This window comes from Synechococcus sp. A15-62, from assembly GCF_014280075.1.
In the GTDB taxonomy this organism is placed as follows: Bacteria; Cyanobacteriota; Cyanobacteriia; order PCC-6307; family Cyanobiaceae; genus Parasynechococcus.
In genome coordinates, this window is record NZ_CP047950.1 from 303708 (window position 1) to 318968 (window position 15261).

Sequence of the window (15261 nt, forward strand, 5' to 3'; positions counted from 1 at the left end):
GGTTTCTCCACGAACTTGCCCGCCAGGGCACGGGTCAGTTTCACACGCGCCTAGTCAAGGAAAAGTTGCCAGATAGCGTGTATGCCCAAGATGGGGTGGAAGCCTTGTTTTATAAGCGATTGCTCCATATGTAGAATTTGTCTAAATAGAAATCTATTAAGACTCAACTCATCAACTAACAGGATGATGACTGCAGAAGCATCAGCATCTACTTAGAAAAATAGATCAGACTGGAGCTCATTGCTTTTGATTCGTTCGATAGCGACTCATCGCCCAATATCAAATGAAAAGAAACCAAATTGCCATCACACACTCAAAATGTGGCGTTCAACGGATCCAACAGGTATTGCTCCACTTGAAGAGAAGCTGTTGCTTGGGTGTCTCAGGATTCTGCGGCGAAGCGATTGCTGAGAAGCTTGAGCGATTGAAGGCATTCAAATGAAGACTATTTCCATTCGGCTGCATGATGTGCAGCGGAAGGGTGTCAAACTGAGACAGCCTGTTGAATATATATTGTTGAGCTAATTGCGTTAATTGCAAATAGTTTTGACGAAGATTGATTATGCTCGTTGGCTTGCGTCTTTTATTTGATGGCTCTTAATATCCCGCTTACCCATATGTTGTCTATCCATCTCTGCTCTACTAGCTCAAACCTTCCGTGGAATCCGTAGCCAATTGTTTTTGCCCAGTTGTTTGGCTCGCAAAAGTAAAGCGGAATTGTGTCTTCGGTCATTATATTGATATGAGTGGGGTCTTGAAATGCCTGCTTGGATGGAAAGGTTGGAGTTGCGTGAAGGAAAAGACCGCTTGGTTTTAGAACTCTGTGAATTTCGTTCATGAGCTCTACAAAAGCTAGCCTGCTTTTTCCGCTTGCCCACGAAATTCTTGGTATGTGTTCTAGGAAGTCAAATGCGGTGCAGAAGTCAAAAAAATTGCTGTCATATGGGATCTCCTCTGCTGAAAGGTCGGCTCGCTTGATGTTGTGAGATAGGTCATTTCTTATGTCAACTCCAAATATTTCATTGGCTCCAAAGGGATTGCGGACGCTTGTGCCGCAGCCGAGGTCAAGTGTTTTGGTCGTGCTGGTCAGCTCTGGTGTGTGCTTGTTTGCCAGTGCTTCGGCTGATTGGATAGGTGGGTAGTGTTTTCTTAGATTTTGAGATTGATCAATTAGTGATTTCGCTGTGCTTGGCAAAAGAAGTATTTCACGTGCGGCGAATAATGTTCTCTTGGCTGGCTTTCTCGCGCTTGCAGGAATGAATGATTTCAAGAAGTGTTTGACTTTTTCTTTTATATTCATTTTCATTGATATCTTTCTTCATTATACGGCTTGTTCCAGTTTCTACGCATCCACCAGTCCAATCCCATAGCCACCATGATCTCCCAGCACTGTCCCAAGTCTTCTTCTGCCGTCCAGCGGAAGTGGTTGCCCCTGATCTGGTGGGATGCAGGTTGGTGAAGCGCCAAGGCGACGGCAGCCTGCTCTGGGGCGTGATCGTGGAAACAGAGGCCTATTCCCAGGACGATCCCGCCTGTCATGGCTACCGCCGCCGTTCACCGCAAAACGAAACCCTGTTCGGTGAGCCAGGGCGGTTCTATGTCTATGTCAGCTATGGCATCCACCACTGCGTGAACGTCGTCACCGATCGGGGCGACTGGGCCAATGGTGTGTTGCTGCGTGCCGTGGCTCTTCCCGATGAACCGGAGCGGATTGCGGCAGGCCCCGGGCTGCTGGCCCGTCGTTTCGGGCTTGATCGCCGTGATGACAGCCGTCCGGTGACGGGCGAACATGACGTGTGGATGGCCCCAAGGTCAGACACGTTTGCCAGCCAGGATCTTGTGACAACCACGCGGATCGGCATCTCCCAGGGCGCTGCAACTCCATGGCGCTGGTACCTGCGGAGCAGTCGCAGTGTCAGCAGGCGAGCTCGGGGTGATCGCACGCCGCCCAAGCCACAGTGCTGGTCGCCATCGCTGGAGCTGTCGTCATGAGTGGCTGGCCGCATCGCCACGTTCTTGATCTCGCCTCGTTTTCGCGGGAAGACTTCGCGGCAGTGCTTGAGCTGGCCCAGCGGTTTCGTTCGCTGCCCATCACCGGTGCCCGGAAACTTCCCGCCTTGCAGGGGCGTCTGGTGGCAACGCTGTTTTTCGAGCCCAGCACCCGAACCCGCAGCAGTTTTGAGTTGGCGGCCAAGCGTCTCTCGGCCGACGTGATGAGCTTTTCACCCTCCAGCAGTTCACTTAGCAAAGGGGAAAGCGTTCTCGACACGGCGCGCACCTATGTGGCCATGGGGGCCGATGTGTTGGTGGTGCGCCACCGTTCCACGGGTGTCCCGCAGCAGCTGGCGCATGACCTGCAGCAGATGGGCGAGCGCACCGTGGTGCTCAATGGGGGCGATGGACTTCACAGCCATCCCAGTCAGGGTCTGTTGGATCTGCTCACGCTTGCCCGCTTTTTCTCTCCTCGGCACCCCATGCCGGAGGCGCTGCAAGGACGTCGGATTGTGATTGTTGGAGACATCCTTCACTCGCGGGTGGCCCGTTCGAATCTCTGGGCGTTGACGGCCTGTGGAGCGGATGTGGTGCTGTGCGGTCCTCCCAGCCTCGTTCCGGATGATTTCGCAGCCTTCGTCGATGCTCCGCCCCCAGGTCTGCTGGAAGACCCTGTCCCGCAACGGGGCAAGGTCAGCGTGGTGCGGCGCCTGGAGCATGCACTGCCGGGCGCCGATGCCGTCATGACCCTGCGGCTTCAGAAGGAACGGATGGGCCAGCAGTTGCTGACCAGCCTGGAGCGCTACCACCGCGATTTCGGGCTGAGCCATGAGCGGATGCAGCTTTGCGGTCAGAACGTTCCCGTTCTGCATCCCGGCCCGGTCAATCGCGGCGTTGAACTGAGTGGCTCGCTCTTGGATGACCCGCGCTGCAGCCTGGTGGAAGAGCAGGTCAGGAATGGCGTCCCCACTCGGATGGCCTTGCTCTATTTGATGGCAGCTTCCGAATCCGCTACTGAGGCCTCCTTGGTGTCGAGCAGCTCCTGAGTTTGGGGAAGGCCACTGAGTTGATGGGCGTAGTAATCCATGGCTGCCTTGAGGGCGGCATCCGGTTCGGCGATGGAGGGACCTTTGCCGCTGGCCATCGGGAAGTGGGCATCCTCCGCATCAAGGGCCAGATGCTGGCTCGGCATGTCTGTGAGCAGAATTGATGCCCGCTCACGGGTAGCCAGCACGTACAACCACTTGATGCTCAACGTGATCCGGTTCTCCCGGTTCGGCATCAAAGCCAGGTGGACAATGGCCCAAAGCAGCAGACCCATTCGGCCGGAAACTTTGAAGCTATGCAGGTCGGCGACGGCACTCGCCTGCACCACGGCCATGCTGCCGAAATCGAAATAGCGGAACGTGGGGCGGGAACGTCCAGCCACCATGGCCGCGATGTCTTTGCCGATGAATGTGCCGGCTTGTTTGGCGGGAGCGGCCATCCCAGGCAGTGGCTTGCCATTCACGGTGTGGCTGTAGCTGCATAGATCACCGGCGATGCGGATCTCGGGATGGTTCGGAATCGAGAAATCGGGATTGACGATCACCCTCCCACCGCGATCGAGTTCGCAGCCCGTGGCCTCTGTCAGCTTCTGTCCCAGATGGGATGGTTTGACTCCAGCAGTCCAGATCACCGTTGCCGCCTGGATACGAACATCCCCATCTGGGCTGCTGATCACAACCTCTCCGCTTCGCATGGTTTGGACGCGGCCTTGGGGTATGAATTCCACGCCATTCAGCTCAAGGGCTTTCTGGGCTTCTTTGGAGAGCTCTTCTGGCATCGCTCTCAGAACCCTGTCGCCGGGGTCCACCAACACGATTCTCGTTTTCTGGGAATCAAGCTGTTTGAAGGCACTGTTCAGAGCCCATCGCATGAGCTCTGAAACGGCGCCAGCCATCTCACAACCGGTGGGGCCTCCGCCCACAATCACAACGGTCTGCAGAAATTGGCGAGCCTCGGGATTCGGCGTCTGCTCTGCCTGCTCCATCGCCATCAGCAGACGGCGTCGAATCTCTTCGGAGTGCTCGAGGATTTTCATCGGGGGCGCAAAGGTGCGCCAGTCCTCATGGCCGAAGTAGGTGCTGCCCGAACCCGTCGCCAGGATCAGATGGTCATAGCTGTAGGCCTTGCCGTTGAACACGATCTGCTTGCCCTCGGGGTTCACCGCGGTGACCTCGCCCAGGAGCACCTGCACGTTGTCTTGCGTTCCCACCAGTTCTCTCAGAGGGGTGGCGACATCGCTCCTTGAGACCAATCCGGTAGCAACCTGATACAGCAACGGCTGAAATAGGTTGAAGTTGCGCTTGTCAATCAGGGTGATGCGCACATCCGCCTTGGCCAGAGCCTTGCAGGCATGCACCCCTGCAAAGCCGCCGCCAACGATGACCACATGCGGGGCATCACGCAGCCGCTCAGCTGGCGGTTCAAGTTCCAGAAAGTAATGGTTGCTCGCCACCTGCAGCCCATCGGAGTCCTCCCGAAGGGTATGGATGCAGTCTGGGTTGGCTGTTTTGAACGGTTCTGCTTCAGATCAGCTTGAACCCTTCGAGAAAGAGGCCGTAGAGAAAGCCGATACGACCAAGATCGAGGAGCTGTTGGGGCAGCTTCAGTGATGGTTCGGAGCTGCGTTGCCGCCGAATTGTGAGTTCAGTGCCCAGCACCACCAACAGCGCTGCAACAGGGTCCATCTGACCGAGAACACCTGCCACCGGTGTGATCGCGGTACCGATCAAAAAGCCAATCAACCCGGCAATCGCCAGCAAAGACAATCGCCGCCATGGGTTGCGTGCCCAGTTTTCCAGCCTTTGGAGCGCTGCTCCAGCGTTGGTCTGCAGTCGGGTGGATTGAAGCCGTCGCACGGCATGGGTTTCAGGGGAAGAGGCAGGGTTGAAACCAGTGATCCCCATCACCCGGCCATGCCCCTGCCTCACCCTCTATACACCACATCTGGGCAATCTGCAGGCATCAGACACTACGGATAGGAGATTTCAATAAAAAACCCGGGGCTTAGCCCGGGCCAGGTGATGGGGATTGGCGCAGCAAAGCCAGAGCAGAGGGCTTTGACAATGGCTTGCGCAGAAAGTTATTTGGACTCAGCCTTCGCTTTTCTGGACGCTTTGCCTTCGAGGAGCTCCAGCAGCGCTTCCATTTGGGCCATCACACCCCGAACTTCGCCCGCTTCGGGGAGAAGGCCGTCTTCCATCACTCCCTGGTGCATTTCACGCAGCTCCTGACGGATGTAGCGCAGGTGGCTCACGACCTGCTCGCGCTTCGATTGCGACATCGGCTACGGGGGAGTTCAACATCCCTCTTTTACCTCATGGTGGGTCAGGTGCGGCGTGATGGGGCGCGACTTATCGCACCGGCTGCGGCAAGGAGCGTGAAGGTGAGTAGGGCTGACGGTCGTGCCACGGTGCTGAGAACCACAAGGGCAAACAGGCCGATCAGTGGCAGGCGACGCTGCAAAAGCGCAGTGGAGAATAGGGGATTCGAACCCCTGACCTCTGCGGTGCGATCGCAGCGCTCTACCAACTGAGCTAATTCCCCGGTGAGCCAACGCTAGCCGGCACGGCCTGCGTCAAACTGCCGTTGATGTCGTCTAGAGACTGCTTGATGCTCACGCAGGAACGGCTCGACGCTTTTGATGAGGCATCGACGGCCGAGCTCGCCCGCCGGCTTGAGGAGGACGACTACCCCTCACCTTTCGACAGCCTTTCGGATTGGCACCTGCTTCGGGCACTGGCTATCCACAGGCCCGAACTGATCCTTCCGTACCACCACCTGGTGGACCAAGAACCTTTTGATGAAGACTGAGCAGGCGTCGCCACTGTCGTCGCCACTGTGCGGGCGGCGTGTGCTGGTGGCCGTCAGCGGCAGCATTGCTGCTGTGAAGACGCCTTTGCTCGTCAGCGCGCTGATCAAGGCCGGTGCTGAGGTGCGCTGTCTTGTGACCGCCAGTGGCGCGGCCCTGGTGAGCCCCGTCGCCCTCGCCAGCCTCAGTCGCCATCGCTGCTACCTCGAGGCTGACCAGTGGGACCCCGCTGCATCGAGACCGCTGCACATCGAGTTGGCGGAGTGGGCGGAGTTAATCATCGTCGCGCCCTTGAGTGCCAGCAGCCTGGCGCGCTGGAGTCAGGGTTCAGCCGATGGGTTGCTCGCCAGCGTTCTTCTGGCAACGGAAGTTCCGGTCATCGCAGCTCCGGCGATGAACACGGCCATGTGGCGCCACCCCGCGGTGCAAGGCAACTGGCTGCGCATTCAATCCTTTCCTGCAGTGGTCCCGCTCGTGCCAGCGTCAGGCCTGTTGGCCTGTGATCGCGTTGGCGATGGGCGCATGGCCGATCCGCTGTTGATTGAGCTGGCAGCTGCGTCTGTGTTCAGCCGCGGCTCGGTGACTCCTGACGCAACCCTTGATTGGTCGGGGCTGTCCGTTCTTGTTTCGGCCGGACCGACCCAGGAGTCGATTGATCCAGCCCGTTTCCTGAGCAACCGCAGCAGCGGTCGCATGGGAGTGCTTCTGTCGCAGGCGGCACGCTTCCGTGGTGCCTGCGTGCATTTGGTGCATGGCCCATTGGACCTCCCCGATGCCTGGCTTGAGGGCCTGCAATGCACTGCGGTGGAGAGTGCCGCCGAACTCGGTTCAGCTCTGCACTTGGCTCAGCCCGGATCCGATGTGCTCGTGATGGCTGCTGCCGTTGCTGACCTTCGGCGGGATGGGCCTCCTCCAAGCAAGCTGACCAAGTTGGAGCTTCAGCAGGCTCTGACCTCCGGTTGGACTGAGGTGCCTGATCTGCTGTCAAACCTGACCCGCCAACGCCGTTCTGAACAGCTGGTGCTCGGCTTCACAGCGCTCACAGGCAGTGATGCCCATCTGCTGGAGCGGGCTGAAAGCAAGCGGCTGGCGAAGGGCTGCGATTTGATGATGGTGAATCCCGTGGACCGTGATGGTCAGGGTTTCGGAGACCAGCCGAATGGAGGCTGGTTGCTCGGAGATGGCTGGAGCCGAGAGCTGCCTGTGACGGCAAAGCTCTCTCTGGCTCATCACTTGCTTGACGCTCTGATCGAGGCTCGGGATCAGGCCGCGGCGTCGATGGAGTCCTGACCGAGCAGGTCGATGAGGGTGTGCAACTGAAGCCGGGGGATGTAGGGCCAGCCGCCGTTTTTCTCCATCTTCTGCAGAAGTGTGAACAATTTCTGGCGGTTTTCAGGGAGGCTTTGACGAAACGGACCGTCCTGAACGTCCCGATGCAGGGCCTCAAGCTCACGCAACAGGGTGAGCAGTGCTTCTGGATTCCCTCTCAACTCCTCTGCCAGCTCGCCCAGGGCGGCCAGTGCCGGAGCCATCCGTGCCTGGGTCGAATCGGGATCGTTGGATGTCACGTGCTTTCGACAAGTTGTTGAGAGCTGCAAAAGGCTAGCCCTGACGTCATTTTTCGCCCTGTAAGATCCAGATCTGACGGCATTCCGTCCCCATTAGCGTTCAGCCGATCGGCTCCTTCCATGCGCATTCGTCCTCTGCTGGCCGTCGTGCTGGCGCTCTGCCTCGCGTTCTTCACTACGGCCTGCAGCGGCGACAGTGATGCAGTCCAGCGTGGTGGTTCCAACGTCACTTACGACGACATCCACAACACCGGCAAAGCCAACGATTGCCCCACGATCGGGGACTCAGCACGGGGCTCGATTCCTTTGACTGCCGGTGGCAGTTACGAGCTGCGTGAGATCTGCATGCACCCCGTGCAGGTCTACGCCAAGGAGGAGCCCAAGAACATTCGCCAGCAGGCGGAGTTTGTTGAGGGCAAGATCCTCACCCGTTACACCTCCAGCCTCGATTCTGTCTTCGGTGATCTGAAGGTGACGGAATCCGGCCTCCAATTCCAGGAGAAAGGCGGCATCGACTTCCAGCCGATCACCGTTCTGGTGCCCGGTGGCGAGGAGTTCCCCTTCACCTTCTCCAGCAAGTCACTGAATGCCAATGCTGAGGGTTCGGCGTTGACCACCAGCACCGACTTTGAAGGCACCTACCGCACCCCCAGCTACCGCACCAGCAACTTCATCGATCCCAAGGGTCGTGCCCTGACCACTGGTGTTCAATACGCCCAAGGCCTCGTGGCACTTGGTGGTGACGACGAGCAGCTCGAGAAGGACAACAACAAGCGCTACATCGATGGCGTTGGAACCATGAGCCTGTCCATCACCAAGGTGGATCCTGAAACCGGCGAATTCGCTGGCGTGTTCAGCGCCATCCAACCCTCCGACTCCGACATGGGTGGTCGTGAAGTGGTCGACATCAAGATCACTGGTGATCTCTACGGCCGCCTTGAAGAGGCCTGATCGGGGCCATCACAACTGGTTGCAAGGGGGCTGAGGCCCCCTTTTTTTTGGCCATTGCAATCTTCCGGCGATCTGGGAGAATCGCCCGATCTTTCCCTGAAGTCATGACCGCCAATGCTTCCGCTCCCTCCCAGCGATCCGGTGTGATTGCTCCCTACGGCGGAACGCTGGTAGATCTGTTGGTGGCCGAGGCTGATCGCGCCGCTGTGAAAGCCACCGCGACCAAAACGATCGAGTGTTCCGATCGCAACGCCTGTGATGTGGAGCTGCTCTGCGTTGGTGGCTTCTCTCCCCTGCGTGGCTTCATGCACCAGGAGGACTACGACGCTGTGGTCAGTGGTCATCGTCTGGCAGCGGGCCAGCTGTTCGGTTTGCCGATCGTGATGGACACCGACCGCGACGACGTGGTGGTGGGCGACAAGCTGCTGCTCACCTACAAGGGTCAGGATCTGGCCGTCCTCGAGGTGGAGGACAAGTGGGAACCCAACAAAGTGGCCGAAGCCAAGGGCTGCTACGGCACCACCTCCATCGAGCACCCTGCGGTGCGGATGATCACGATGGAGCGCAAGCGCTTCTACTTGGGTGGAAGCCTCCAGGGCCTTGCACTTCCCGAGCGGGTCTTCCCCTGCAAGACCCCGGCTGAGGTGCGTGCAGGCCTGCCCGAAGGCGAGGACGTGGTGGCGTTTCAGTGCCGTAACCCCATTCACCGCGCGCACTACGAGCTGTTCACCCGTGCCCTGCATGCACAGAACGTGAGTGACAACGCCGTGGTGCTCGTTCATCCCACCTGTGGCCCCACCCAACAGGACGACATCCCTGGTGCCGTTCGCTTCCAGACCTATGAGCGTCTGGCGGCCGAAGTGAACAACGACAGCATTCGCTGGGCTTACCTGCCCTACGCCATGCACATGGCAGGTCCGCGTGAAGCGCTGCAGCACATGATCATCCGCCGCAACTACGGATGCACCCACTTCATCATTGGCCGCGATATGGCCGGCTGCAAATCGTCTCTCACGGGTGACGACTTCTACGGCCCCTACGACGCGCAGAACTTTGCCAAGGAGTGCGCCCCCGAGCTCACGATGGAAACGGTTCCTTCTATGAACCTCGTCTACACCCAGGAAGAGGGCTATGTGACGGCGGAGCATGCCGAAGCCCGTGGTCTGCACGTGAAGAAGCTCAGCGGCACCCAGTTCCGCAAGATGCTGCGCGGTGGTGAGGAGATTCCCGAGTGGTTCGCCTTCAAGAGCGTGGTTGAGGTGCTCCGCGCCGCCTGAAGACTGAGAACCGGTTTAACATTCCTTCATCTACGAGGCGACCTGTGAACAAGCGTTGGCGAAATATCGGTCTCGGAGCCCTTCTGGTTCTGGCGATCGTTGTGATTGCACCAGCGTTCTTTGGTGGCGGCGGTGGTAGCCAGCCCCAGGTGAACACCATCCGTTACAGCGAGTTCGTTGAGGCGGTGAAGGACGACCAAATCAGCCGTGTGCTGATCTCTCCCGATCAAGGCACCGCTCAGGTGGTTGAAAACGACGGCCGTCGTGCCCAGGTCAACCTGGCCCCTGATCGTGAGCTGCTCGGTTTGCTGACCGAGCACAGCGTGGACATCGCTGTGCAGCCCTCCCGTCAGACCCCTGGCTGGCAGCAAGCTGCCGGAAGTCTGATCTTTCCTCTGCTTCTGCTTGGTGGTCTGTTCTTCCTCTTCCGGCGCGCCCAGGGCGGCGGTGGTGGCAATCCAGCCATGCAGTTCGGCAAGAGCAAGGCGCGGGTTCAGATGGAGCCCTCCACCCAAGTGACCTTCACCGATGTTGCCGGCATTGAAGGCGCGAAGCTTGAGCTGACCGAGGTTGTCGACTTCCTCAAGAACCCCGACCGCTTCACGGCGGTCGGCGCCAAGATCCCAAAGGGTGTTCTGCTTGTGGGACCTCCCGGCACCGGTAAGACCCTCCTCGCCAAGGCCGTGGCGGGCGAAGCAGGTGTTCCCTTCTTCTCAATCTCCGGCTCTGAGTTCGTCGAGATGTTCGTCGGCGTTGGTGCCAGCCGCGTTCGTGATCTTTTCGAGCAAGCCAAGAAAAACGCTCCCTGCATCGTCTTCATCGACGAAATTGACGCCGTTGGTCGACAGCGGGGCGCAGGTCTCGGCGGTGGTAACGACGAGCGAGAGCAAACGCTGAACCAGCTCCTGACGGAGATGGATGGTTTCGAGGGCAACACCGGCATCATCATCGTGGCGGCCACCAACCGCCCGGACGTGCTCGATGCTGCTTTGATGCGCCCCGGTCGTTTCGATCGTCAGGTCACCGTGGATCGCCCTGACTATTCCGGACGCCTACAAATCCTTGGCGTCCATGCCCGCGGCAAGACCCTTGCCAAGGATGTCGATCTCGACAAGGTTGCCCGCCGGACACCCGGCTACACCGGCGCTGATCTGGCCAACCTTCTCAACGAAGCCGCCATCCTTGCCGCCCGTCGCGAACTCACCGAAGTGAGCAACGACGAAATCAGCGATGCCATTGAACGGGTGATGGCTGGTCCTGAGAAGAAGGACCGCGTGATGAGTGAGCGTCGTGCTCGCCTTGTTGCTTATCACGAGGCTGGTCACGCCCTTGTGGGTGCCCTGATGCCTGACTACGACCCGGTTCAGAAGATCTCCATCATTCCCCGCGGTAACGCCGGTGGTCTGACCTTCTTCACCCCCAGTGAGGAGCGGATGGAATCCGGCCTGTATTCACGGGCTTATCTCCAGAACCAGATGGCCGTGGCCCTTGGCGGCCGGGTGGCTGAAGAGATTGTCTACGGCGAAGATGAGGTCACCACGGGTGCCTCTAACGACCTCCAGCAGGTCGCTTCAACCGCGCGTCAGATGATCACCCGCTTCGGCATGAGCGACGAGCTGGGGCCCGTTGCCCTTGGGCGTGCGCAAGGTGGCATGTTCCTTGGACGCGACATCGCTGCAGAGCGTGACTTCTCTGAGGAAACCGCCGCGATGATCGACAAAGAGGTCTCTGAGCTGGTGGATGTGGCCTACAAGCGGGCCACCAAGGTTCTCGTTGACAACCGAGCCGTTCTCGATGAATTGGCTGAGATGCTCGTTGAGCAGGAGACTGTTGATGCTGAAGAGCTTCAGGAGCTGCTGATCAAACGTGACGTCCGGGTCGCCAAATACGTCTGATTTCGATTCGTCTTCCAATCCTTGGCTGGTGCGGCAAGAGCTCTTGGTGGCTTCCCTGCAGCACCAGCCTCTTTTGTTGGTGATTCGGCCTGAGCCAGGCGACCTCGTGGCTGCAGGTTCAGGCTCGGGTTTGTTGGAGCAGGTGCAGCAGCTTCATGCTGCAGGACTTCGGCATCTCGAGGTTGCCTGGCTGGACCAGCCAGGCTGGATGGGGTTCATGCAACGGGTGCAGGACCATTGCCCGGGACTGAATCTGGGGGCGGCCTCGGTGACGGTCTCCAAGGCGCTTAACGATCTTTCGCGGCTGGATCTCAGCTATGCGATGGCACCGTGCTGGTGTCCGGAGCTTGTGGAGCAGGCCAGAGAGCTTGGTGTTTTGTTGGTGCCTGGAGTTTTCAGCCCCACGGAGGTGCATCAAGCCATTCAGTTCGGCTGTCATGTCGTCAAGTTGTTTCCCGCCGTCAACCTTGGGCCTGGGTATTGGGGCCGCTTGCGGGCACCCCTGGGCCCCTTGCCCTTTGTGATTGCCGCTGGTGGTCTTGAGGTGAGCGATTTGCCCGCATGGCTGGAGGCTGGGCATGGAGCCGTTGCCCTGGGCCGCAGGGTGGTGGGATCGCCGCCTGCCTTTCAGTCACTTCTGGACTGGTTGCGCCAATCGACAACCCAGCGCTGATGCCAACGACTGGTCGACGTGCGTCCAAGATGCTACAGATGAGATAGCTATCCAACTGCGTCATGTCGCAGCTCACGATCAAGCTCAGCGACAAGGCCGATGCCCTGATCGCTCAGCTTCAGAAGGAGATCTTCAATCGCCGGCGCAAGAAGGTTTCGGCTGCAGGTGTTGTGGAGACCCTGGTGGAAAGCGGCGCGAAATCGCAGTCCGACAAGCGTTTTGCCACGTCCTGGACGAATCTGATCAAGGACATCGAGAAGGCGGCCAAGCTGTCCTATGCCCATGGCAGCAAGCCATCCACCCTCAGTGATGAGGAGTGGGCCCTGGTGTTGAGTCACCGCAGCCGTGGCACCACCGGCCGTGCACGCCGGACCGTGAAGAAAACGATGGCCGCCAAGAAACCTGCCTCAGCCAAGGCTCAGGCCAGCAAAAAGCCCGCCCGCCGCACCCGAACCCGTAGCGCTGCAAAAACGAAAACGGCCGCGGCGGCGGCGAGCTCCAACGTCAGCTCAGCGGTGGGTTCCGTTTGATCTGAACGAATGGTGGTGCTCACCAAAGGCTGCATTGCCCCTGTTGCCTCAGCAGGTGATCAGCCAGAACGAGTGCCACCATCGCCTCCACCATCGGTACGGCCCGCGGCAGAACGCAGGGGTCATGCCGTCCTTTCCCTGCGAGTTTGGTGGCCTTGCCATCGGAATTGATGGTCTGCTGCTCTTTGCGGATCGTGGCCGTTGGCTTGAAGGCCACCCGGATCACAATCGGCTCACCATTGCTGATGCCCCCCTGGATGCCACCGGAGTTGTTGGTGGCGGTTTTCAGCCGACCGTCGTCGCTCGGCAGAAAAGCATCGTTGTGCTCGCTGCCTTTCAACAGCGTTCCATCGAAACCGGACCCAATTTCAAAACCCTTGGTGGCCGGTAACGACATCACAGCTTTGGCGAGGTCGGCCTCGAGTTTGTCGAACACCGGCATGCCTAAACCAACGGCGGGATGGCGCACCACGCATTCGATCACCCCGCCGCAGGAATCACCTTCGCGGCCGATGGCTTCGATGCGCTTAACCATCCGCTCGGCTACCGCCGGTTCGGGACATCGCACGATGTTGGCTTCTACATCGCTGAGCTGAACCCGTTGCGGGTCGATGCCGGAGGCTTCGATGTTGTGGATCCGCTTCACCCAGGCCAGGATTTCAGTTCCTGCCGCTTGTTTCAGCATCTGCTTGGCGATTGCACCTGCAGCGACTCGGCCGATGGTTTCCCGTGCCGATGCACGTCCCCCACCGCTGCGGGCCTGAATTCCATATTTGGCCTGGTAAGTGGCATCGGCATGGGATGGGCGGAAGGCGACCGCCATGTCCTTGTAATCCCCCGGCCGTTGGTCCTTGTTCCGCACGACCATGGCGATTGGGGTGCCAAGCGTGGTCTCGCCATCCAGCAGGCCACTGAGAACTTCCACCTGGTCCGCTTCCTTTCGCGGTGTGGTGATGTGACTCTGGCCTGGCTTGCGTCGATCCAGTTCGGCCTGAATCGATTCGACGCTGAGGTTGAGCCGTGGTGGACAGCCCTCAACAATCACACCCACCCCTCCCCCGTGGGATTCACCGAAGGTGCTGATCCGGAAGAGGTCGCCGAAGCTGCTGCCCATGGCCATTGATCGATGCGGAGAGGCTACGAAGCCATCGGTTCAGATCAACTCCGGATGGGGCAATTTTGGGCGTTCTGTCGTGGGTTGCTGCCGGGCCATCTCGAAATCGAAGAAGTCAAACCCTGGTCCTACACAACAGCTCACCAGGGAGTAGTCACCCAGACTTCTCGCCGCCTGCCAGGCGTTGGCGGGAACCACCTGGACGGGGTTCGATGGCTGCAACGCATCACGTTGCAGCCCTGTGCCATCGGCCTGGCACTGCAAGAGCTCCAGGGTTGCCCCATCAACGTGCGTCCAGACTTCGTCTGCACCGATCACCCGATGCCAGCAACTCACAGCACCGGCGGGCAGCAAAAACAGAATGGCCGTCAAGGCAGATCGCTCGGCACCGTCCTGTCGCTGCACTTGGTCTGAACTGCGATGCAACTCGCGGTACCAGCCCCCCTCCGGATGAGGCATCAGGCCGAGCTGCTGGATCAGGGCTTCCGTCTGATTCATTGCAGTCCTGCACGCCCGCGCATGTTCTGCACGTGCTGCCAGATCTGAGCCACCCAGAGGAAGATCCAGCTCATCCCAACCAGCCAAAACGGTTGGTCTTTGCGAAAGACGTCGAACAGCAACACCACCCTTGGCTGGTTGGAGCGATTGATGGCGGAGTGCATGAAGGTGTCGTCCCAGAGAAATCCTTCACCCTCCTGCAGGTAATAGTTCTGGCCATCAATTGTCAGTTCGCAGGAACTGCGGCCGTCGCCAAAATCCTCCACGTACAACGGCAGGTGATATCTCCATACCCCTTTGAAGGGACCTTTGTGGGGTCGTAGAACCTTCCCGGGGGGGAACAGACTCACGGCAGCCGAAACAACGTAAGGATGATGCTGGAGAAAGCTCCGCAGGGAGGGGATCAGCGCCTGATTGGCGGGGTAGTTGTAGCCATATCCCCGTAAGGGCAGCATCCCCCAGATCTTGCGGTCGAATTCATACAGCGTGCGCTGTTGCTGCATGATGTCGTGGTTGGCGGGCAAGCGCCCCGAGAGGGCCACTTCCAGCGTCTCCTGACGGATCTGCTGATAACACTCCAGCAGCTGCCGATGGGCTGGGAAGCCGACGTCCGCCGGAACGACTGCAGGGTTGTGCAGCGATTGCTCGTAGCACCAGCGTGCGATTTCGCGCCAGAAGCGGTAGTGCCATGGTCCCCAGCGGATCACACGTTGGATGGGGGTGCGTTGTTTTCGCTTTGCCTTTGAGCTGCTCACGCTGTGCCGACTCTCTCGATCGAGGAGCTTTGCATGCTGATCTCGATACGGAGGGGTTGGGCGGATCTGTGTGGCGGTGATTGGATTAGTCGTTCCAGGCAGTGTTGGCGTTACCTGATCGCGGTTGATCCGACTCCAAGAACTGCCTGCAC

The 15261-nt window shown here is 59.2% G+C and carries 18 protein-coding genes and 1 tRNA gene; 9 read left to right on the plus strand and 10 right to left on the minus strand.

Annotation, left to right across the window (positions count from 1 at the left end):
• Positions 1 to 583: 583 nt before the first annotated feature.
• Positions 584 to 1306, minus strand: a complete 723-nt coding sequence (locus SynA1562_RS01505; RefSeq protein WP_186494497.1) for a class I SAM-dependent methyltransferase — start codon at positions 1304 to 1306, stop codon at positions 584 to 586.
• Between the two features lie 83 nt (positions 1307 to 1389).
• Here SynA1562_RS01505 and SynA1562_RS01510 point away from each other — a divergent pair, with 83 nt between their 5' ends.
• Both SynA1562_RS01510 and SynA1562_RS01515 read left to right on the plus strand, forming a co-directional pair.
• On the plus strand, positions 1390 to 1992 hold the full coding sequence (locus SynA1562_RS01510) for a DNA-3-methyladenine glycosylase (RefSeq protein ID WP_186495252.1): 603 nt from the start codon (positions 1390 to 1392) through the stop codon (positions 1990 to 1992).
• Complete coding sequence (locus tag SynA1562_RS01515; RefSeq protein WP_186494498.1) at positions 1989 to 3038, plus strand: aspartate carbamoyltransferase catalytic subunit; 1050 nt, start codon at positions 1989 to 1991, stop codon at positions 3036 to 3038. Before SynA1562_RS01510 ends, SynA1562_RS01515 begins: the two co-directional genes overlap by 4 nt.
• On the opposite strand, the gene SynA1562_RS01520 is transcribed toward SynA1562_RS01515, so the two are convergent.
• The 5 genes from SynA1562_RS01520 to SynA1562_RS01540 all read right to left on the minus strand — a co-directional run bounded on the left by SynA1562_RS01520 (position 2978) and on the right by SynA1562_RS01540 (position 5583).
• A complete protein-coding gene (locus SynA1562_RS01520) occupies positions 2978 to 4492 on the minus strand; it encodes an NAD(P)/FAD-dependent oxidoreductase (protein ID WP_186494499.1) in 1515 nt (504 codons plus the stop codon). The two genes, SynA1562_RS01515 and SynA1562_RS01520, sit on opposite strands and share 61 nt — an antisense overlap.
• 70 nt (positions 4493 to 4562) lie before the next feature.
• Positions 4563 to 4943: a DUF565 domain-containing protein gene (locus SynA1562_RS01525; RefSeq protein WP_049749403.1), complete on the minus strand. Its 381-nt coding sequence runs from the start codon at positions 4941 to 4943 to the stop codon at positions 4563 to 4565.
• 176 nt (positions 4944 to 5119) lie between these two features.
• Positions 5120 to 5320: a hypothetical protein gene (locus SynA1562_RS01530; RefSeq protein WP_011363323.1), complete on the minus strand. Its 201-nt coding sequence runs from the start codon at positions 5318 to 5320 to the stop codon at positions 5120 to 5122.
• A 44-nt stretch (positions 5321 to 5364) separates the two neighbouring features.
• The gene (locus SynA1562_RS01535; RefSeq protein WP_186494500.1) at positions 5365 to 5502 is read right to left on the minus strand and encodes a hypothetical protein; all 138 of its coding nucleotides are present in this window, start codon (positions 5500 to 5502) and stop codon (positions 5365 to 5367) included.
• Between the two features lie 8 nt (positions 5503 to 5510).
• Positions 5511 to 5583, minus strand: a tRNA-Ala gene (locus SynA1562_RS01540).
• 66 nt (positions 5584 to 5649) lie between these two features.
• Between SynA1562_RS01540 and SynA1562_RS01545 the strand changes: the two genes are divergently transcribed.
• Together SynA1562_RS01545 and coaBC are read left to right on the plus strand one after the other, a co-directional pair.
• Complete coding sequence (locus SynA1562_RS01545; protein ID WP_011363324.1) at positions 5650 to 5850, plus strand: DUF2555 domain-containing protein; 201 nt, start codon at positions 5650 to 5652, stop codon at positions 5848 to 5850.
• Positions 5840 to 7138 (plus strand): bifunctional phosphopantothenoylcysteine decarboxylase/phosphopantothenate--cysteine ligase CoaBC, encoded by a 1299-nt coding sequence (gene coaBC / locus SynA1562_RS01550; protein ID WP_186494501.1) that lies wholly within the window; start codon positions 5840 to 5842, stop codon positions 7136 to 7138. The genes SynA1562_RS01545 and coaBC overlap by 11 nt, the downstream gene beginning before the upstream one ends.
• On the opposite strand, the gene SynA1562_RS01555 is transcribed toward coaBC, so the two are convergent.
• Positions 7111 to 7380, minus strand: coding sequence for a hypothetical protein (locus tag SynA1562_RS01555; RefSeq protein ID WP_255445687.1), 270 nt, complete (start codon positions 7378 to 7380; stop codon positions 7111 to 7113). The genes coaBC and SynA1562_RS01555 overlap by 28 nt on opposite strands.
• Before the next feature lie 156 nt (positions 7381 to 7536).
• On the opposite strand from SynA1562_RS01555, the gene SynA1562_RS01560 reads away from it, so the two are divergent.
• The 5 genes from SynA1562_RS01560 (at position 7537) to SynA1562_RS01580 (ending at position 12742) form a co-directional block, all read left to right on the plus strand.
• A complete protein-coding gene (locus tag SynA1562_RS01560) occupies positions 7537 to 8367 on the plus strand; it encodes a photosystem II manganese-stabilizing polypeptide (RefSeq protein ID WP_186494503.1) in 831 nt (276 codons plus the stop codon).
• Between the two features lie 104 nt (positions 8368 to 8471).
• Complete coding sequence (sat, locus tag SynA1562_RS01565) at positions 8472 to 9644, plus strand: sulfate adenylyltransferase (RefSeq protein ID WP_186494504.1); 1173 nt, start codon at positions 8472 to 8474, stop codon at positions 9642 to 9644.
• 44 nt (positions 9645 to 9688) lie between these two features.
• Positions 9689 to 11539, plus strand: a complete 1851-nt coding sequence (ftsH, locus tag SynA1562_RS01570; protein WP_186494505.1) for an ATP-dependent zinc metalloprotease FtsH — start codon at positions 9689 to 9691, stop codon at positions 11537 to 11539.
• A gap of 28 nt (positions 11540 to 11567) precedes the next feature.
• Positions 11568 to 12212 (plus strand): bifunctional 4-hydroxy-2-oxoglutarate aldolase/2-dehydro-3-deoxy-phosphogluconate aldolase, encoded by a 645-nt coding sequence (locus SynA1562_RS01575; RefSeq protein ID WP_255445688.1) that lies wholly within the window; start codon positions 11568 to 11570, stop codon positions 12210 to 12212.
• Positions 12213 to 12274: 62 nt separating this feature from the next.
• Positions 12275 to 12742 (plus strand): hypothetical protein, encoded by a 468-nt coding sequence (locus SynA1562_RS01580; RefSeq protein ID WP_186494507.1) that lies wholly within the window; start codon positions 12275 to 12277, stop codon positions 12740 to 12742.
• Between the two features lie 19 nt (positions 12743 to 12761).
• Here the strand turns inward: SynA1562_RS01580 and aroC are convergent, their stop codons facing one another.
• The 3 genes from aroC to SynA1562_RS01595 are packed head-to-tail and all read right to left on the minus strand — an operon-like array spanning position 12762 to position 15109.
• A complete protein-coding gene (aroC, locus tag SynA1562_RS01585) occupies positions 12762 to 13856 on the minus strand; it encodes a chorismate synthase (protein WP_186494508.1) in 1095 nt (364 codons plus the stop codon).
• Positions 13857 to 13895: 39 nt separating this feature from the next.
• Positions 13896 to 14354 (minus strand): cupin domain-containing protein, encoded by a 459-nt coding sequence (locus SynA1562_RS01590; RefSeq protein WP_186494509.1) that lies wholly within the window; start codon positions 14352 to 14354, stop codon positions 13896 to 13898.
• Positions 14351 to 15109, minus strand: a complete 759-nt coding sequence (locus tag SynA1562_RS01595; RefSeq protein ID WP_186494510.1) for an aspartyl/asparaginyl beta-hydroxylase domain-containing protein — start codon at positions 15107 to 15109, stop codon at positions 14351 to 14353. The genes SynA1562_RS01590 and SynA1562_RS01595 overlap by 4 nt, the downstream gene beginning before the upstream one ends.
• Positions 15110 to 15261 lie beyond the last annotated feature (152 nt).